The sequence below is a fragment of the Streptomyces sp. R21 genome (assembly GCF_041051975.1).
In the GTDB taxonomy this organism is placed as follows: domain Bacteria; phylum Actinomycetota; class Actinomycetes; order Streptomycetales; family Streptomycetaceae; genus Streptomyces.
This window is the reverse complement of record NZ_CP163435.1, coordinates 1,180,849-1,199,594: the sequence shown is the minus strand read 5'-3', so window position 1 is coordinate 1,199,594 and position 18,746 is coordinate 1,180,849. Positions and strand designations below refer to the sequence as shown.

The 18,746-nt window shown below is 68.8% G+C and carries 15 protein-coding genes; 7 read left to right on the top strand and 8 right to left on the bottom strand.

Going from position 1 to position 18,746, the window contains the following annotated elements; genetic code table 11:
• Positions 1–83: 83 nt before the first annotated feature.
• Together AB5J56_RS05650 and AB5J56_RS05645 are read right to left on the bottom strand one after the other, a co-directional pair.
• Complete coding sequence (locus AB5J56_RS05650) at positions 84–395, bottom strand: NIPSNAP family protein (protein WP_369230660.1); 312 nt, start codon at positions 393–395, stop codon at positions 84–86.
• A gap of 39 nt (positions 396–434) precedes the next feature.
• A complete protein-coding gene (locus tag AB5J56_RS05645; RefSeq protein WP_369230658.1) occupies positions 435–902 on the bottom strand; it encodes a DUF5990 family protein in 468 nt (155 codons plus the stop codon).
• A 97-nt stretch (positions 903–999) separates the two neighbouring features.
• Between AB5J56_RS05645 and AB5J56_RS05640 the strand changes: the two genes are divergently transcribed.
• Entirely contained in the window at positions 1,000–1,320 is a 321-nt protein-coding gene (locus AB5J56_RS05640) for a hypothetical protein (RefSeq protein ID WP_369242369.1), read from the top strand.
• Between the two features lie 79 nt (positions 1,321–1,399).
• Here the strand turns inward: AB5J56_RS05640 and AB5J56_RS05635 are convergent, their stop codons facing one another.
• From AB5J56_RS05635 to AB5J56_RS05615, 5 genes are all read right to left on the bottom strand, one after another.
• Positions 1,400–2,560, bottom strand: a complete 1,161-nt coding sequence (locus tag AB5J56_RS05635; RefSeq protein WP_369230656.1) for an RICIN domain-containing protein — start codon at positions 2,558–2,560, stop codon at positions 1,400–1,402.
• A gap of 4 nt (positions 2,561–2,564) precedes the next feature.
• Complete coding sequence (locus AB5J56_RS05630; protein WP_369230654.1) at positions 2,565–4,061, bottom strand: family 43 glycosylhydrolase; 1,497 nt, start codon at positions 4,059–4,061, stop codon at positions 2,565–2,567.
• 13 nt (positions 4,062–4,074) lie between these two features.
• The gene (locus AB5J56_RS05625) at positions 4,075–7,344 is read right to left on the bottom strand and encodes a discoidin domain-containing protein (RefSeq protein ID WP_369230652.1); all 3,270 of its coding nucleotides are present in this window, start codon (positions 7,342–7,344) and stop codon (positions 4,075–4,077) included.
• Positions 7,341–7,502: a hypothetical protein gene (locus tag AB5J56_RS05620; protein ID WP_369230650.1), complete on the bottom strand. Its 162-nt coding sequence runs from the start codon at positions 7,500–7,502 to the stop codon at positions 7,341–7,343. The genes AB5J56_RS05625 and AB5J56_RS05620 overlap by 4 nt, the downstream gene beginning before the upstream one ends.
• Positions 7,503–7,792: 290 nt before the next feature.
• Entirely contained in the window at positions 7,793–8,821 is a 1,029-nt protein-coding gene (locus tag AB5J56_RS05615) for a LacI family DNA-binding transcriptional regulator (protein WP_369230648.1), read from the bottom strand.
• 282 nt (positions 8,822–9,103) lie between these two features.
• Between AB5J56_RS05615 and AB5J56_RS05610 the strand changes: the two genes are divergently transcribed.
• The 4 genes from AB5J56_RS05610 to AB5J56_RS05595 all read left to right on the top strand — a co-directional run bounded on the left by AB5J56_RS05610 (position 9,104) and on the right by AB5J56_RS05595 (position 16,586).
• Positions 9,104–10,417, top strand: a complete 1,314-nt coding sequence (locus tag AB5J56_RS05610; RefSeq protein WP_369230646.1) for a sugar ABC transporter substrate-binding protein — start codon at positions 9,104–9,106, stop codon at positions 10,415–10,417.
• 52 nt (positions 10,418–10,469) lie between these two features.
• Positions 10,470–11,432: a carbohydrate ABC transporter permease gene (locus AB5J56_RS05605; protein ID WP_369230644.1), complete on the top strand. Its 963-nt coding sequence runs from the start codon at positions 10,470–10,472 to the stop codon at positions 11,430–11,432.
• A gap of 28 nt (positions 11,433–11,460) precedes the next feature.
• Positions 11,461–12,282, top strand: a complete 822-nt coding sequence (locus AB5J56_RS05600; protein ID WP_369242367.1) for a carbohydrate ABC transporter permease — start codon at positions 11,461–11,463, stop codon at positions 12,280–12,282.
• A 128-nt stretch (positions 12,283–12,410) separates the two neighbouring features.
• On the top strand, positions 12,411–16,586 hold the full coding sequence (locus tag AB5J56_RS05595; RefSeq protein WP_369230642.1) for a glycoside hydrolase family 127 protein: 4,176 nt from the start codon (positions 12,411–12,413) through the stop codon (positions 16,584–16,586).
• A 22-nt stretch (positions 16,587–16,608) separates the two neighbouring features.
• Here AB5J56_RS05595 and AB5J56_RS05590 read toward each other — a convergent pair whose 3' ends face one another.
• On the bottom strand, positions 16,609–16,998 hold the full coding sequence (locus AB5J56_RS05590) for a nuclear transport factor 2 family protein (RefSeq protein WP_369230640.1): 390 nt from the start codon (positions 16,996–16,998) through the stop codon (positions 16,609–16,611).
• Between the two features lie 87 nt (positions 16,999–17,085).
• On the opposite strand from AB5J56_RS05590, the gene AB5J56_RS05585 reads away from it, so the two are divergent.
• Together AB5J56_RS05585 and AB5J56_RS05580 are read left to right on the top strand one after the other, a co-directional pair.
• Positions 17,086–17,874 carry a helix-turn-helix domain-containing protein gene (locus AB5J56_RS05585; protein ID WP_369230638.1) on the top strand — a complete coding sequence of 263 codons (789 nt, stop codon included), beginning with the start codon at positions 17,086–17,088 and terminating at the stop codon, positions 17,872–17,874.
• A 285-nt stretch (positions 17,875–18,159) separates the two neighbouring features.
• Positions 18,160–18,678 (top strand): toxin-antitoxin system HicB family antitoxin, encoded by a 519-nt coding sequence (locus tag AB5J56_RS05580; protein WP_369230636.1) that lies wholly within the window; start codon positions 18,160–18,162, stop codon positions 18,676–18,678.
• Positions 18,679–18,746 lie beyond the last annotated feature (68 nt).

Sequence of the window (18,746 nt, the reverse complement as noted above, 5' to 3'; positions counted from 1 at the left end):
TCGGAGCCACCGGTCTTTCACGGATCAGTCGTCTGACTGCCAGTCGGGGGAAGCGACACTCGGAAATGACCCGTTCGAGGGGATCAAGCCAGGTCGTCCAGCGGTCGGAGGAAGCGGCGCTCGTAGCGCCTGATGCAGCGGGTCTCACGAGCCAGTGCGAACGCTTCCTGGCACTCCGGGTCGGACATGCTGTCCGTGCGGTACCGCTCGTACGCGGCCAGGCTGGGGAACGAGAAGAGCGCGTAGGCGATGTCGCTGTCGCCCTCACTCGGCAGGAAGTAGCCATGGTGCGTTCCGCCGAAACGGTTGACGAGCCGGACCCAGCGGCGGCCGTACTCCTCGAAATCGTCGAGCTTCTCGGCGTCGATCTCGTACTTCAGATGAATGGTGATCACGCCTGCATGATGCCGGAGGGGGACGGTGTGCAACCTGTCCTAGCCTGCGCATTCCGCGGTCCAGGTGATGTGCGGGGGCTCGACGCGTGCGCAAAGAGGCCCGCCCTGCGCGTCGGTCAGGCCGAGGCGTCCGACGAGCAGTCCGTCGCGTGCGGCGGCGGCGAGTACGTCGGCGGGGACGACGTCGAGCATCAGCTTGGCGCGGCGGAACATGCTGAAGGTGCCCGACTCGTCGACCGTGCCCCACGACAGGTAGATGAACCGCCGGCCCAGACGGTCCTGCACATAGGGGCCTTTGACTTCGGTGCCGGTCGGCGAAGTATGGGTGGTGCACTCCAGGGTCCAGGTCGCGGATGGTGCGTCGCCGCGCTGGGGCGCGAGGAGTTCGGCCGGACGGTCGCGGCGTTGCACCGCGACGTGGAGGTTGCCGTACTCAGGGACATTGCTGTCAACGGGGGCCGGGCAGCTGAGGCCGGGCAGGTCGACGGCGTCGATGCGGATGCGCATGCCCGCCATCATCCCTCGTTGATGGAGCCAGAGGTCCGGCCATAGGGTTCCCGGCATGTCTCTACGTCTTCGTATGCGTCAAGCCCTCCCGGAAGCGATGCGTGCCCGCGACAAGGCCGCGGTGAACGCCCTGCGCACCACGCTCGCCGCACTGGACAACGCTGAGGCGGTGCCCGTGGACGAAGCCGAGATGCGCGGCCTGGCTCTCGAACAGTCACCGGTCGGCGTCGGTGTCACCGAAGCGGCGCGACGTGAGCTGAGCGAGTGCGATGTGGCGGATATCGTACGAGCCGAGGCCACCGAACGACTGGAAGCCGCAGCGCAGTTGACCGCACCCGCGCACGGTGACCGAGTCGCGCAGCTGCGCGCGGAGGCCGCTGTGCTGCTGCGCTTCCTCGACGGCCACGGCACTCCGTAGAACACAACGGGCCGCGCGCTCGGCTCACTCCGACCGGCGGCGAGGCATCGCACCGATGCCTCGCCGCCGGCGGTCCGCGTCAGGACAGGAAGCCCCCGTAGGGACCGTTGAGGATCTGGTTCTTCTGGCTCTGGTTGAAGTGGGTGTTCGGGTAGTCGTAGAAGGACGCGGACATCGGGGTGCCGTCGGTCGAGGACGAGTCCGGCAGGCCGAAGGCGTGGCCGAGTTCGTGCACCATCCCGCCGTACCAGCGGTTCTTCGACTGTCCGCTGGTGCCTGCGGCGCCGTCCGCGTCGTGCCCGCTCAGCACGACCCATCCGGGGCTGGCGCCCCCGCCCGCGCCTTCTCCCTCGGCGCTGATCTCGCCCACGTTGAGCCACCGGCTGTCTGGGTTGTTCAGGCCGAACTTTCTGGCGAGTTCGTTCTGCATGTTGGTGACGGCCCACCAGTAACGGTCGCCGCCGTTGGGCGTGTTCTCGTACCAGCTCCGCGGCTGGTCCCCGTTGACGACCTCGACCACGGGGTCGTTCAGCGTGAAGGTCTTGCCGAGCTCCTGCTTGTAGTAGCGCTGTGCCTCCCGCATCACGCCGGCGATGCCGTCGGGGTATCGCTGGTCGAACGGAACGTCGGAAGGCTTCAGCCAGAAGACCCGGACGGTCCTTGTCGGCGGCGTGGTCGGGCCGCCTCCGCCGGCGTAGTTGGGCAGCCGCCACACCCGTGACGCCGCATTGCTGCAAGGCAGTTGCACGAGGCCGGTGTTGCCGGCCGAGGAGTCGCCCGACGGGGCGACGCATTTGCCGGAGTGGACCGCCTGCAGGGCGAAGGCGTTGTTCGTCCCGTTGTTCGTCACGGGCGTCAGACGGAACTTCTGGTGGGACCCGGTGCCGCAGGTCCGCTGGACGATCGTGGCGTTGTCGGCGGTGGATGCTCCGTTGACCTCCACGCATTTTCCGCTGGTCGAAGTGCCGATGCCGTACTGGTCGGTGGTGCCGCTGACCGGAGTGAAGGTGAAGGTCTGGTTGGCCTCGCCGTGGCAGGGCCATTGGATGAGCTGGATGCCGTCGGCGGTGGAACTGCCCGGCAGATCGAGGCAGTTGCCGCCGTTCTGGTTGACCGCGGTGGAGGTGAACGCCGTCGCGGCCTGGACGGGCGGTGCGAGCACGACGGTGCCCAGGACCGAACCGATCATCACGGTGAGCACCATCGCCCAGAGGGACAGCAAGCGAGGTCGTCGTCTCATCGGGCTACTCCCCTGAGGGTGCGGGCAGGGTGGTGCCGAGGGCGACCGGGGTACCGAAGTTCGGTGTGCCGTCGGCGTTCCAGGTGAACTTCTGCGCTCGGGTGCTGCGGTTCATGTCGCAGCCACCGCTCGCGGAGTTGTTGGCGTGGTAGACCATCCAGTCCTCGGTCCCGTCGGGCGACTTGAAGAAGCCGTTGTGGCCGGGGCCGTACACGCCGCCTGCGTTGGACCTCTGGAAGACCGGGTTGGGCGACTTGACCCAGGAGGCGGAGTTCAGCGGATCGCCACCGTTGTAGGTGAGCATCCCCAGCTTGTAGTCGGGCGTGGAGCAGTGGCTCGCGGAGTAGACGATGAACGTCTTGCCGCCCCGCTGAAGCACCTCGGCGCCCTCGTTGACCGCGCCGCCCACCGTCTCCCAGCTGTATGTGGGGGTGGAGAGCACATGGCGGGTTCCGGAGGCGGTCCAGGGGTTCGACAGGGGCCGGATGAACATGGGTTGCGAGCCGTTGTAGAACGTGCCCAGGAGGTAGAGCTTGCCGTCCAGTTGCAGAATGCTCGGGTCCAGCTCCCAGGTGTTGTCCTGGGTCGGGTCGAGCAGGTCGGCCTTGAAGGTGTAGGGCCCCATCGGGTCCAGGCCGGCGCTCTCCAGCACGTGGATCCGCTGGGTGCCCAGGTCGTACGGTTCCTGTCCGGCCGTGTAGTAGAAGTACCACCGTTTTCCGCCTGGTCCGTCGAGCAGGTGGAACTCCGGGGCCCACATCGTGCCGGCGCCGTTGGGCCGGGTGAGGTTGAAGATCACCTGGTCGGTGGCGGTGGCGAGCCCCGCGAGGGTGCTGGCCTTGCGCATGGTGATCGTCGAGTTCCAGGTGGTGGTGGCGAGGTAGTAGTACCCGTCGTAGTACGTCAGCCATGGGTCGGGCCCGTGCTGGGAGAGCGGGTTGGTGAAGGTGTGCGGGTTCGTGGAGCCGCCGGTGAAACCTGGCAGCCGCCACACCCTGCCGTTCGCGGTGGCGCACGGCAGCTGCACCAAGTCGGTGTTCGAGGCCGACGAACCGCCGCTCGGCGTCACGCACTTGCCGGAGCTGACGGAGACCAGGTCGAAGGTCTTGTCGGTGCCGCTCACCGACACCGGTGTGAGGCGCCACTGCTGGTTCGTTCCGCCGTGACAGGGCCACTGGATGATCGCGGCGTTGTCCGCCGTGGACGCGCCGTAGACGTCGACGCACTGACCGGACTGGGTGGTGATCGTGTAGGTGTCGCTCGATCCCGAGACGAGGGAGAAGCCGAGGTTCTGGTTCGCTCCGGAACTGCAGGTGAACGCGCGCAGCTGCGTTCCGGCGGTCGACGAACTGTTCGGCAGGTCAAGGCAGTTGCTGCCGTTCTGGTTCACCGCGGTCGAGGTGAACGTGACGGCCGCGGCCGCCGGCGGAGGCGCCACCAGGAAGGCGACCACCATCGCGAGTACGGCGGTGAGCACGGACAGGCATCTGGAACGGGTCACTGGAACGCACCCTTCATCGCTTGGCGGTTGTGGTGGGGCCGTACACCTTCGTCTCGAGGAGTCCGACGGAGTTGGTGCCGTTGCCGGTGAGCAGCACCCGCAGGCGCGTGGTGTTCGTCGCCGTGAACGTGACGGTGTTGTACTGGTTCTTGGCCAGGGGATAGCCGCTCGCCCCGGGTACGTCGACGTAGGCGCTGCCGTTCCAGTACTGCAGCTTCCATGAGGCGGGCATGTCGATGCCCTGGTCGTCGTCGAAGAAGTACACGTCGGCCTTGTTGATGGTCTTGGCCGACGGCCAGGTCAGTTCGGCCCATTGCTGTCCGGTCTCCGGCCAGGTGCCCCACCGCGGATTCACGGTGTCGTTGGACGAGGGCGGGTCGATGCCGTCGTTGATCGCGTTGACGCTCTCCCAGGAGGAGGTGTACGACGCGGACGGGGTCGCGGACGTCGCGAGGTTGGCCGGTGGCTGGACGCCACCCCGGTTGAAGACCTTCACCTCGGTGAGGCCCGTCTTGGCCCCGGCGGCGTTGGTGGCCAGGACTCTCAGGCGTTGGGCGTTGACCGCGGGGAACTGCACCAGGTTGTAGTTGGCACGCGGCGCTGTCGGGCTCTTGGTCTGGCCGGGCACGTCCACCCACGTACTGCCGTTGTAGTACTGGATGCTGTACGCGGACGGGGCCCGGTAGGTGGTGCTCGCCGGGCGGCTGTCCTTGAAGTACAGGCGCACCTCGTTGAACGTGCGGGCGGTGCCCAGGTTCAGCTCGTACCAGTCCTGGCTGCCCGGGGAGCCGCCGGCGCCCCAGAACGGATCGTTGGTGGGATAGCCGTCCACCGCGCCGGCGACGGTGCTGCCGGAGGCGGTGTAGGAGGCGCTGGCCGTCGCCCCGGCGGCGAGGTTGGTCAGGTCGGCGGTCAGGTCGACGCCGGCCTTGGCGAACATGTCGACCAGCCGGGGGCTGTCCTGTACGACCTGGTTGGGGGCCTTGAGACCAGGGACGGCCGTGTGCTGGGTGACCGTGCCGCTCGTGGTGACGTCACCGGTGGCCGGATCCCAGGTGAAGGGCACCAGCGAGTTGACGGTGGCGACCCGGTTGCCGTTGATGTAGATCGAGTACCCCTCCGGGACGCCCGGGTAGCGCACCACGCCGTCGGCCGGGTCGTCCCAGACGATGGACAGGTCGGCGCCCCGGTAACGGAGGTTGTTGACGGTGAAGTGGGCCCAGCCGATGTCGATCGGGGAGAGCTCGACCTTGGCGTCGTTGCGGGGCCGCAGGCCGGCGACGTCCTCGATCACGGTCCAGTTGCTGCTGCCCAGGATGTTGTGGTGGATCCAGGACCGGTAGTCGATGCTGCTGCCGTTCCAGTCGGCCCAGAACTCGTTGGCATCGGGCCACTGGGTGTTGCCGCCGACGTACTGCGCCCAGGCGTTCCAGTAGAGCAGCTTCTTGTAGTCGGTCGCGTTCATCCACGAGTTGGGGTAGTTGCGCAGCACCGAGGAGTACAGCCGGAACTGGACGGTGGAGTTGATGGTGGAGAAGTTGTTCGACCCCGGGCTCCCGGCGTCGGCCGCCGCCTTCTTGTCGACCTGGTTGGCCGTGTAGAAGGGGAAGACGGGGTACTGGGCCGGATCGTCGAACAGGCGCAGGGCCTGCTTGTAGGTCGCGGTGTTGGGGACGGCTCCGACCGAGAACGGGTAGTAGTTGTTGATCTCCTTCCAGGGCACCCACTCGTTGGTCGACTTCAGCCGGTGCTCGAAGAGTTGGCGGTTCGGGTTCCACAGCACGTTGACGATCGCGTCCTTGATCTGTGTCGCGAGCGCCCGCATCTCGGTGGCCTTGGCCGTGTTGCCGGTCGCCTCGTAGGCCTGGGCGGCGGCGAGCGCGCCGCTGTACTGGTAGGCGGACTCGGCGCGGTCCATGTTGCCGGGCTTCCAGTGGAAGGAGACCGCGTCGGCGTCGTTGCCGGTCAGGGCGCCCCAGTCGTACTCGATGAGCTTGTTGTTGTCGTGGTCGTAGTAGGCGAGTTGGCCCTTGACGTCGCCCTCGGCGTAGTGGGCGAGGTTGCCGGCGATGGCCGGCTGGCCGCCGTGGATCTGGTAACTCTTCCACGCGGCCTCGGCGATGTACTGGGTGTAGCTGTTGGACCAGTTCTCCGGGTCACCCGGGTTGTCGAGGAAGCGGCCGCCCTTGGAGACCTGGCCGACGTTCAGCCAGTCCCCGTACGCGTAGGCCGGGTTGCGCAGGTACTTCAGGTCGTCGATGTGCATGGGCTGGGTGAGCGCGATGGCGTTGTTGTAGCCGAGAACGCCCTCGGTGGAGGTCGGGAACTGGAAGGTCTGCCCGGGGATGTCGGCGTCGAGGCTGTTGAAGCGCATCAGCCACCAGCGGTAGTAGATGCTCTTCTTGATCGCGGGCTCGGGCACGTCGATGTAGGGCACGTTCTGCGCCCACCACAGGTTGTAGGCCCTGACGTGGGTCGCGAACGCGGTCGCGGGGGAGTAGCCCGCGTAGGCGTTGTACTCGGTGAGGGACTCGGGGATCTCGTCGGTGACGAAGCCCATGACCACCTTCGTGGTCACCGTGGCTCCGGCCGCGATCGTCACCGACCGGTTGAGGCCGCCGCTGGATACGGCGAAGCCGTCGCCGGTGAGCCGCGGGCGGATGGTCGTGAGGTTGTTGTAGGCGTTCACCTGCCCGGTCAGTTCGCTGCCGGTGCCCGTGGTGGCGTACGGGGAAGTGGCCCGTAACTGCAGTGTGGTGGAGCTCGATCCGTTGTTCTTGATCGACAGGTTGGTCACGGCGACGTTGTTGTCGGTGATGAACTTGGTCTGGTTGACCGTCACCGAGCCGCTGGTGTGCACGCTCTTCCAGTAACTGGGGGCCTGCCAGCGCTGGGAGACCTGCTCGGTGAAGGTGCCCGGGGTGATCGCGACGGTGTAGGCGCTGTTGTCGTTGATGCTCTCCCAGTAGGCGACCTTGCCGGCGAACCCGAGCTTGGAGGGGTCGTGTTCCTTCATGAAGAGGGCGCGGCCACGGCTCATCAGCCAGGGCCCGGACGGGTCGTCGCCGGAGCGGGCCAGTAGGCGGTCCATCCAGAAGTCGGTCCCCGACCTCTCCGCGTCGTAGATGCTCCGCATCATGTCGCCCGGTGTGTAGGCGACGGGCGGGGACGGGATCGCGGGTCCGCTGAAGGTGGGGAACCCGATGGTCTGCGCCGCGTGGGCCGGGGTGGCGGTGAGGACCGAGCAGACGATGAGCATCAGCGCGACGAGGAGGCGCTTCATCGTGGAGCCTGCCGTTCCTGGATGCCCGACCAGCGACCGGTCTTCGCGGCCGCGTCAGACCGGAGCCGGGTCGTGCCGGAGTGGGCTCGTGCGCCGCCGTCGTAGCGGTGGGACGCGCTGTCGGCCCCGCCGGGGACCGCCGTCCGTCGTCTTCTCATCGATGCTCCCTGTCCGGTCGACAGCAAGCGTCCGCACCCGGGCGCGCATGGTGACGGGGCATCGGCTGCCGTCGCTCATGTAGTGCTCATGACATATGACTGTGCACGTGGAAGCGCTGAAGTACGAGGAAGGGGACCGGTGAGGGAGTGTTCCCCGGACCGGCCGGGGGAGTGTTCCCCCCGGTTCCCCGGGAGATGCTGAAAGAGACCTAAAAGGTTTTCGCAACGTAAATGCGGTCCCCGGAAGTGTCAAGAGGGCTGTGAGAGACCCCAGGTGCCGGCCGCGCGGATCAGGACAGCGGCACGGTGGACCCCCTGATCACCATGCGGCAGGGCAGCGTCTCGACGCCCGAGCGCCGGGCCCCGGCGATCGCGCTGAACAGGGCGCGCGCGGCCGTACGCCCGACCTGTTCGAGGTTCATGTCGACGCTGGTCAGCGGCGGGCGGGAGGCGGAGGTGAGGATCTGCCAGTTGTCGAAACCCATGACCGCCACGTCCTCCGGCACCCGGTGGCCCCGCTCGCGCAGCACCTCGATGACGCCGCGGGCGATCTGGTCGCTGCCGCACAGGACGGCGTCGACGTCCGGGTGCCGGTCGAGCAGCATTCCGGTGGCCGCCCGCCCCCAGCCCTCCGACCACACCCCGAACCGCGGTTCGCCGACCAGGGCGAGGCCGGCGTCGGCGAGCGCGGCTTGGGCGCCCTCGGCCCGCTCCTGCGCCGCGAGATACCCGGGGTCGCCGGTGATGTGCGCGATCCGGCTACGCCCGCAGGCGAGCAGATGGTCCACGGCGATCCGGCCGGCGCCCACACTGTCGGGGACGATGGACAGATCCGCCGGATCCTCCGACGGCGCGTACGCGTACACGACGGGGACGGGCAACTCGCGGCCCAGGGACGGGCGCGGGTCGGTCCGGCTGCCCACCACGATGAGGCCGTCGACCCGGCGGCCCAGCAGTGCGCGGACGTGGTGCTGTTCGCGGATCGTGTCGCCCCGGGCATCGCACAGGAACACCGCGACCTCACCCGCTCCGAAGGCGTCCTCGGCGCCCATCAGGATCGGGATGCTGAACCGGCCCTCCAGGTCGCTGGTGAGCAGACCGACGGTGCCGGTGCGCCCGGCGAGCAGCCCGCGGGCCAGCTGGTTCGGGCGGAACGACAGCCGCTCGGCCGCGTCGATCACCCGCTGCCGGGTCTCGGCGCGCACCTGGCTGCGGCCGTTGAGCGCCTTGGACGCGGTGGCGACGGACACCCCTGCCAGCCGGGCGACGTCGGTGAGGGTGGCGGGCTGCGAACGAGCGGGGTCGGTGGCCTGTGCCATGGGTGCTCCTGTCCCGTGTCGCGTGCCGAGGCCGTCGAGGCCGACACGTCGGACATAAAACAGTACGCGAAAGGTTTCGGAGGCGATCCGCCCCGCCTTGTGATGATCCATCAAAACTCGCTCGCTGCAAGGGGATTGACGACTACCAGGCCGAGTTCTAGCGTTCCAGAAAACCTTTTCGGCCCTTTCCCGCCGCACCGTCCAGCGCCACCAGAGCCATCGGCATCCATCGCACCGACGGCAGGCCGCGCACGGCCTGCCGCGACAAGAGGGGGAGCGAACATGGGGAGCACGGTCGGACCACGTGGACGTGCACGCCGCCTGGTCACCGGCGCCGTCGCCCTGCTCGCCGCGGCGAGTCTGGCAACGGCGTGCGGGTCGGGGGGCGGCTCGGGCGGTGGGGGAGGAAGCGGGGCAGAGGGCGCCGACGGCGTCGACGACGGTGCGAAGCTGACGATGTGGACGCGTGCGGCGACCCGGCCGCAGAGCGAGGCGCTGGTCAAGGCGTACAACGCGAGCCACAAGAACAAGATCGAGCTGACCGTCGTCCCCACCGACGACTACCAGGCCAAGGTCGGTGCGGCCGCCGGCTCCAAGGACCTGCCCGACCTCTTCGCCTCCGACGTGGTGTTCGTCCCGAACTACACCTCCAGCGGACTGTTCGCCGACCTCACCGAACGCATCGACGCCCTGCCCTTCGCCAAGTACCTCGCCCAGTCGCACATCAAGGCCGGCACGTACGAGGGCAAGAAGTACGTCGTGCCGCACACCCTCGACCTGTCGGTGCTCTTCTACAACAAGGACCTCTACCGCAAGGCCAAGCTCGACCCCGACAAGCCGCCCACCACCCTGGCCGAATGGGACCAGCAGGCACGGGCCGTCGACACGCTCGGCGGCGGCGTCAACGGCACCTTCTTCGGCGGCAACTGCGGCGGCTGCGGCGTCTTCACCTGGTGGCCGTCCATCTGGGCCGCGGGGGACGAGGTGCTCAACAAGGACGGAACCGAGGCGACACTCGACTCCGCCACCGCCAAGAAGGTCTACGACACCTACCGCGGGTGGGTGAAGGACGGCATCGTGGCCCCCGGTGCGCGCGAGGAGACGGGCACGACCTGGACCGGGGTCTTCCCCAAGGGCAAGGTCGGCGTCATGCCCATGCCGTCGACCACCCTGGGACTGATGCCCAAGAACCTCGACCTCGGCGTCGCGCCCATCCCCGGACCCGACGGAGGCAAGTCCACCTTCGTCGGCGGTGACGCCATCGGTATCTCCGCCACCAGCAAGTCGGCCGACCAGGCCTGGAACTTCCTCGCCTGGTCACTGGGCGACAAGGCGCAGGTCGACGTGGTCGCCGCGCACAAGGACGTGGTGGCGCGCACCGACCTCGCGTCCAACAAGTACTCCAAGGCGGACCCGCGACTGGTGACGATCAACCAACTCGTGGCCGACGGCCACACCCCGTACGCGCTGAAGTTCGGCCAGACCTTCAACGACCCCAACGGGCCCTGGCTGACCCTGATGCGCGACGCCGTCTTCGGCAACGGGTCGTCCGTCGACAAGGACAACAAAGCGGTCAGCTCCTCCCTGGCCGACTGAACGGCACCGGCTCTCGCAGCACCCCTCCCACGTCCCACGGCAGAGGAGAGTCATGCAGGTGAAGGCAGCCGACCCAGCGGCGGCCGAACCCCGGACCCGGCCCGAACGCCGGGTCCGTCCGTCCCGCGCAACCCTGCCCTGGTGGCGGTCCCGCACCGTGAAGGGTCTCGCCTACGCGGCCCCCACCGCCGTGTTCGTCGCGGTGTTCTTCCTGCTGCCGCTGCTGCTCGTCGGGCAGATGTCGCTCAGCGACTGGCCGCTCCTCGCGGGCGACCGAGGCCTCAACGCCCCCGAGAACTACACCGACGCGACCGACAGCACCCTGTTCTGGCCCGCGGTCCGCTTCACCCTCCTCTACACCGTGATCGTCACCGTCGTACTCCTCGGCCTCGCCCTCCTCCTCGCCCTGCTGGTGCAGGAGTCCAGGCCCGGGGCGGGCTTCTTCCGTACGGTCTACTTCCTGCCCGGCGCCCTCGGACTGGCCTCCGCCTCCCTGCTGTTCTGGGGCCTGTACAGCCCGACCACCGGCCCGCTCAGCCGCATCCTCGAAAAACTCGGCCTCGTCGACGACCCGGTGTCCTTCCTCGGCACACCGACCTCCGCCCTGCTGTCGACGGTCTTCCTCATCGTCTGGAAGTTCGCCGGCTTCTACATGCTGATCCTCCTCGTGGGCCTCCAGCGCATCCCCCAGGAGGTGTTCGAGGCCGCCCGCATGGACGGCGCGAGCCGCGGCCAGATCTTCCGCTCCATCACCCTGCCGCTGCTGCGGCCGTCCCTCGCCCTGACGCTGCTGCTGTGCGTGACCGGATCGCTGCTCGCCTTCGACCAGTTCTTCATCCTCACCAAGGGCGGACCGGACAACAGCACCGTCACCGTCGTCCAGTTGATCTACCGCGAGGCCTTCCAGCGGCTGAACCTGGGCACCGCGGCGGCCCTGTCGATCACCGTCCTCGCCGTCCTGCTCCTGCTCAACGCCCTCCAGTTCCGCGGTCTGCGCCGCGCCGACGAGTCATGAGCCGCAGCTCATGGGAAGGGACACCACGGTGCTGACCCGCGCCCTCGGCCGTACGCCCCACTACGTCGTCGCCGGAGGTCTGGCCGTCGTCTTCCTCTTTCCGCTGCTGTGGAACGCCTGGGCCTCCGTCAGCGGACAGCCCGGCACCGCACAGGAGTCCGGCTACGGCCTCGGCAACTACCGGACGCTGCTGGACTACGACGCGGGCCTGTGGCGCTACCTCCTCAACAGCACGATCGTCTCCGCGCTGACCGTCACCCTGACCCTCGGAGTGTCGCTGCTGGGCGGCTACGCCTTCGCCCGCTTCGACTTCCCCGGCAAGAACCTGCTGTTCCTGGTGACCCTGGCCATCCTCATGGTCCCCTACGCCACCCTCCTCATCCCTCTCTACGTACTGCTCGGCAGACTCCACCTGCAGAACTCGCTGATCGGGCTGAGCCTGGTGCTCGCCATGTTCCAACTGCCGTTCGCCACCTTCATGATGCGGATCTCCTTCGAGGCGGTGCCGCGCGAACTGGAGGAGTCGGCGCTGGTCGACGGCTGCGGCACGGCGGGCGCACTGCGACGGGTCCTCCTCCCGGCCGTGCGACCCGGACTGATCACGGTCGGTCTCTTCGCGTTCCTCGCTGCCTGGAACGACTTCATCGCACCGCTGATCCTCATCTCCGACAGCGCGAAGGCGCCGCTGCCCCTGGCCGTCGCGAACCTGCGGCAGCAGAGCATGGGCGCCGTCGACTACGGCGCCACCGAGGCGGGCGTGGTGGTCCTCGCCGTGCCCTGCCTCCTGATCTTCCTGCTGCTGCAACGGCACTACATACGGGGCTTCATGTCCGGCGCGCTCAAGGGCTGATGACCGATCACTCATGACTGATGACTGATGACTGATGACTGATGGCCGACGCGCGGACGACTTGGCCGGACCACTTGCCCGTACGACCTGGCCGGACAACCGAAGGGACGATCCGAAGGCATGAAGTGGTGAAGGAGAACACAAGGGAGAACACGGCGGGGTCACTCGTCCTGCCGGTGGCGCCGACCCGCGGCAGGCTGCGACCGCTCGGGCTCGACGAGGTCCGGATCACCGGGGGATTCTGGGCCCGCCGCAGGCACACCAACGAGAACGCGACCCTCGGCCACTGCCGCGACTGGATGGAACGCGTCGGCTGGACCGGCAACTTCCGGGCCGCCGCGCAGGGCCGCGTCCACCGCGACCGGCGCGGCCGGGAGTTCGCCGACTCCGAGGTCTACAAACTCCTCGAAGCCATGGCCTGGCAGGGCGGAGCCGCGGGCACGCTCGACACGGACATCGCCGCGCTCACCGAGGCCGTCGCATCCGCCCAGGAACCGGACGGCTACCTGAACACCGCCTTCGGCCACCCCGGACAGCAACCCCGCTACAGCGACCTCGAATGGGGCCACGAGCTCTACTGCCACGGGTTCCTGATCCAGGCGGGCGTGGCGCAGGCCCGGGCCCGGGGAGAGGGCGAGCTGACGAAGATCGCCCGACGAGCCGCCGACCATGTCTGTGCGACCTTCGGACGAGGTGGCGTCGAGGGCGTCTGCGGCCACCCCGGGATCGAGACAGCCCTGGTGGAACTGGCCAGGCTGACGGGAGAACAGCGCTACCTCGACCAGGCCGCGCTCTTCGTCGACCGCCGTGGCCACGGCACGCTCGCCGACGGTGAGTTCGGCCGCGCCTACTATCAGGACGACCTTCCCGTACGACAGGCCAAGGTGTTGCGCGGCCACGCCGTCCGCGCCCTCTACCTCGCGGCCGGCGCCGTCGACGTGGCCGTCGAGACGGGGGACGACGACCTTCTCGACGCGGTCGTACGGCAGTGGGAGGCGACGGTCGCCCGACGGACCTATCTGACCGGCGGCATGGGCTCGCACCACCGGGACGAGTCCTTCGGCGACGACTTCGTCCTCCCGCCGGATCGCGCCTACTCGGAGACCTGCGCCGGCGTCGCCTCCGTGATGCTCAGCTGGCGGCTGCTGCTGGCCACCGGCGAGCCGCGTTTCGCCGACCTCGCCGAGCAGACCCTGTTCAATGTGGTCGCGACATCCCCGGCGGAGGACGGGCGCGCCTTCTTCTACGCCAACACCCTGCACCGACGCCACCGGGGCGCCGCGCCCGCCGTGGACGCGGTGAGCCCGCGCGCCGAGTCGAGCCTGCGGGCGCCCTGGTTCGCGGTCTCCTGCTGCCCGACCAATGTGGCGCGGACGCTGGCCCAGCTGCCCGCGTACCTCGCGACGGCCGACGACCAGGGCGTGCAGCTGCACCAGTACGCCGACGCGGAGATCGCCACCTCGCTCCCCGGCGGCCGTGGGGTCGCGCTGTGCGTCCGTACCGACTATCCGTCGGGCGGCAGCGTGACCGTGCGCATCGACCGGTCGCCGTCGGACCGCCCGTGGACCGTGTCGCTGCGCGTCCCCGCGTGGACGGCGGGCGCCACGGCATGGCTGGTCGACCCGGACGGGACCCGCCGTACCGTGCCCCCGGGCATGACCGACGTGACCCGCCGTTTCTGGCCCGGTGACGAGATCCGGCTCGAACTGCCCGTACGGCCGCGCTGGATCCGGGCCGACCCGCGCGTCGACGCCGTCCGGGGCACGGTGGCCGTCCAGCGCGGGCCGCTCGTGTACTGCGCCGAGTCCGTGGACCTGCCGGACAGCCACGACGTCGACGTGATCGGAGTGGACGCGTCCGCCCCGCCGGAGGACGGGCCGGACGGCAGCGTGGTCGTCGCCGGCCAGATCACCGAGTACGACGCACAACGCGACGAGACCTTGCCGTACCGGCCACTCGACACGACGGCGACGGCGCCGCCCGCCGACCGCACAGGGATCGTCCTGGTTCCCTACCACTCCTGGGCGAACCGCGGGCCTTCGACGATGCGGGTGTGGCTGCCGGCCGTGAAACCGGACCGACCCGCCCCGCCGGACAGCACCCCCACCCCCGATGACCGACGATCGGAGTCCGAGCATGTCCCAACCCCCCCCACCCGACGCCGTCTGTTGAGACTCGCCGCCGGGACCGCGGCCGCGGCCCCGCTCGCGTACGCCGTCCCCTCGGCGTACGCCGACACGACCGGCCAGGTCCCCCCGGCAGTGCCCGTCCGGGCGGCCGCGACTCCGGTGCCCGCCCCGCCCGCCTGGGCCGTGCGCCCCTTCCCACTGGACCAGGTGACACTCGGCGACGGCGTCTTCCGCCGCAAGCGCGACCTGATGCTCGACTACGCCAGGGCGTACCCGGCCGACCGCATCCTGGCGGTCTTCCGGGCCAATGCCGGACTGGACACCCATGGTGCCGAGCCGCCCGGCGGCTGGGAGACCTCCGACGGCAATCTGCGCGGCCACTTCGGCGGCCACTTCCTCACCCTGATCGCCCAGGCGTACGCCGACACCCGGGAGGCCGCGCTCAAGACCAAGCTGGACTACCTGGTCGCAGCGCTCGGCGAGTGCCAACAGGCCCTGGCGGAGCACGGATCGCCGAAACCGAGCCACCCCGGTTTCCTGGCGGCGTACCCGGAGACACAGTTCATCCTGCTGGAGAGCTACACGACCTACCCCACGATCTGGGCGCCGTACTACACCTGCCACAAGATCATGCGCGGTCTCCTCGACGCGCACACCCTGGCCGGGAACGCGCAGGCCCTGGCCATCGCCTCGACGATGGGCGACTGGGTGCACAGCCGGCTCGGCCACCTGCCCAAGGCGCAGCTGGAGCGGATGTGGTCGATCTACATCGCGGGCGAGTACGGCGGGATGAACGAGGTGTTGGCGGACCTGTACGCCCTCACCGGCAGGGAGGAGCACCTCGCGGCGGCCCGTTGCTTCGACAACACCACGCTGCTGGACGCCTGCGCCGAGGACCGCGACATCCTGGACGGCCGGCACGCCAACCAGCACATCCCCCAGTTCACCGGCTACGTGCGGCTGTTCGACCACACGGGCGAGGAGGAGTATGCCGCCGCGGCCCGCAACTTCTGGGGGATGGTCGCAGGCCCCCGGACGTACAGCCTGGGCGGTACGGGTCAGGGTGAGATGTTCCGCGCGCGGGGCGCCATCGCGGCCACCCTGGGCGACAACAACGCAGAGACCTGTGCGACGTACAACATGCTCAAGTTGAGCCGGCAGTTGTTCTTCCACAAGCAGGACCCCGCGTACATGGGCTACTACGAGCGGGGGCTGACCAACCACATCCTCGCCTCCCGCCGGGACGCCCCGAGTGCGGACAGCCCGGAGGTCACCTACTTCGTCGGCATGGGCCCCGGCGTCGTGCGCGAGTACGACAACACCGGCACCTGCTGCGGCGGCACCGGCATGGAGAACCACACCAAGTACCAGGACTCAGTCTACTTCTGCTCCGCCGACGGCAGCGCCCTGTACGTCAACCTCTACCTCGCCTCGACGCTGCGGTGGCCGGAGAGGGGCTTCGTCGTCGATCAGAGCAGCGACTACCCGGCCGAGGGCGTACGCACCCTGACGATCCGTGAGGGCAGCGGCAGCCTCGACATCAGACTCCGCGTTCCGTCCTGGGCCACGGCGGGGTTCACCGTCACGGTCAACGGGGTCCGGCAACGGGCCGAGGCGGTGCCCGGCAGCTACCTCACCCTGAGCAGAACCTGGCAGCGTGGCGACCGGATCCGGATCTCCACCCCCTACCGTCTTCGCATCGAAAGGGCCCTGGACGACCCCGCCGTCCAGTCGGTGTTCTACGGCCCCGTCCTGCTGGTCGCTCGGAGCCAGGAACGGCAGTTCCGTGTGTTCTCCTTCTACAAGGACTTCACGCTCGGGGGCGGTCTCGCCGACGCGATCCAACCCGAGGGCCGCCCCCTGTACTTCACCACGCACGGCCTGACCCTCGCCCCCTTCCACGTAGCGGACGATGCCAACTACCACGCCTACTTCAAGCGCTCAGAACCCGTCGTCGTGTTCGGCAAGACCGACTCGGGCGTGTCCAACCACGCCCGCGGTGACGGCCTGACCTTCCTAGACGTGCTCTGGCAGCAGGCTCCCTTCGCCACCTCCGGCCGCTTCGTGCGGGCGGTACGTGCCCTCGCGGACGGATGGCTGTCCGAGGGACTGTTCACGCGCACGGAGCGGGATCGCGTCGTCGCGGCGGCGGGGCGTGCGGACCTCAGGCCCTGAGGTCCGGACCGGATACGGCTGGTCAGCGCCCGGCGGGCTCCCACCACACCAGATTGGAGGCTGCCTGGGCCACCGGCTCGATGGTCTCCCAACACTCGGCGACCAGCCCCTCGTCGATCCGCCAGATGTCGACGACCGCGACCTCCGGCCCGGCATCGGGGAGCTGTCGCCGCGAGTGCATCACGACGTGATCACCGTCGGCCAGCAGGTGCTGGACCTCGACCCGCATATCGGCGAGCGGGGTGAGCGCCGCCTGCACGGCGGCCAGCCATTCCGCTTTGGTCGAGGAGGTCGAGTCCGGCCTGTGATGGACGAAGTCATCGCGCAGCAACGGTTCGAGCGCGTCGACGCTGCCCGTCTCCATCAGTTCCGCCAGCGCCCGTTGAACCATGCTCTTGTTGTCTGTGGTCATGGACGCCAGTGTTTCCGCGGTCGCAACGGTTGTCGATGAAGTCGGATTTCATGGCGTGCGGCTCCACGATGAGTACCCTCGATCACCGTGCATACGGTCGGGGAGCTCTTGCGGCAGTGGCGGCATCGCCGACGACTCAGCCAACTCGATCTTGCGATCGCGGCTGACGTCTCGGCTCGTCACGTCAGCCTGGTCGAGACGGGCAAGTCCAACCCGAGCGCCGACATGGTCCTGCGACTCGCGGACCAGCTCGATGTGCCGTTGCGTGAGCGCAACGGGCTCTTGCTCGCGGCCGGCTTCGCACCTCGGTACGCCGAGCGGCCACTCGATGACGGCGCGCTGTCGGCGGCCCGGGGCGCGGTCGCGAGGGTGCTGCGTGCGCACGAGCCGTACCCCGCGGTGGCCTTCGACCGCCGGTGGAACATCGTGATGACCAACCGCGCGGTCGAGCCCTTCTTCGCGGGCGTCGATCCCGACCTGCTTCGGCCGCCGATCAACCTGGTGCGGCTGGGACTGGACCCGCGCGGTTTTGCCCCGCTGGTCCTCAACCTGGCCGATGTGCGTGTGATGTTCCGCTCCCGCATCAGGCGTCAGCTCGCCGTTGCTCCCGACGCTGAACTCACCGCGCTCTATGAGGAACTGCTCGATCCCGACTCCGAGGACCCGTCGAGCCGATCAGTCGAATCGGATGTCGTGATCCCGATGGTCCTTCGCATCGGCGGTCGAGAACTGCGGCTGTTCTCGACCATCACCACCTTCGGTACCCCGATGGACATCACGCTGGACGAGGTCGCGATCGAGTCGTACTACCCGGCGGACGCGGAGAGCGCCGCCTACTTCGAGGGACCCAACGGTGACGTTGGGGCCTGGGGCTGAGCTGGGACTCGCTGACGTCCAGCTGGACGACGAGCGTTTGATGCAGCCGGTACCAGATGGTGTCGGGTGGCGTCACGTGGTGTCGGGTGGCGTCACGTGGCACTGCGTGATGCCATGTGGCGCCATTGCCTGTCTCCGTGAGGGCGCGGGTGTGCTTGGCACCAGAGTGGCTCAGGTCGCTCCACTTTGCGTTTTCGCAGTTCAGACCGGATTTCCCCGCGTTCATGCCGCACGAGAAGCCGTGGGGGCTTGCTCATGGCGCCACGATGGTGCCATCATGGCGTCATGGACCTCACGCCGTACGTCGACACTCTCCGCCGAGAACTCGCGGTGGCCGCCGAAGCCGGTGGGGAAGATGCCCGCGAGCTGGCCGAGCGGCTCACCGCTCCGCTGGAGTCGGCGACCCGGCTGACCCTCCTCAACGTGCTCTCCGCCGCGATGGACGAGATCACCCGCGAGCTCGCCCCCGGCTCCGTCGACGTACGGCTGCGCGGGCTCGACCCCGACTTCGTGGTGACACCGCCGCCCACCTACGGCGCTGCCCCCGCGGAGCCGGCCGCGCCCGTCGAACCGCTCAAGTCGCACATGCCCGCCGACGGCGACGAGGGCGGCATCGCCCGTGTCAACCTGCGTCTGCCGGCCCACCTCAAGGCGCGCGCCGAGGAAGCCGCGACCCACGAGGGCCTGTCGGTGAACGCGTGGCTGGTGCGGGCCGTGTCGGCCGCGGTCGACGGCGGCACTCGGCCGCGTACGACGGAGAAGACCCGCACCATCGGACAGAGCTTCACGGGCTGGGTGCGCTAGCCCCCGCCCGCACCCTTCGAGAAGAGCTCAGCACCCTCACCACGTCCCACCAGCGGGGACGTCCCAAG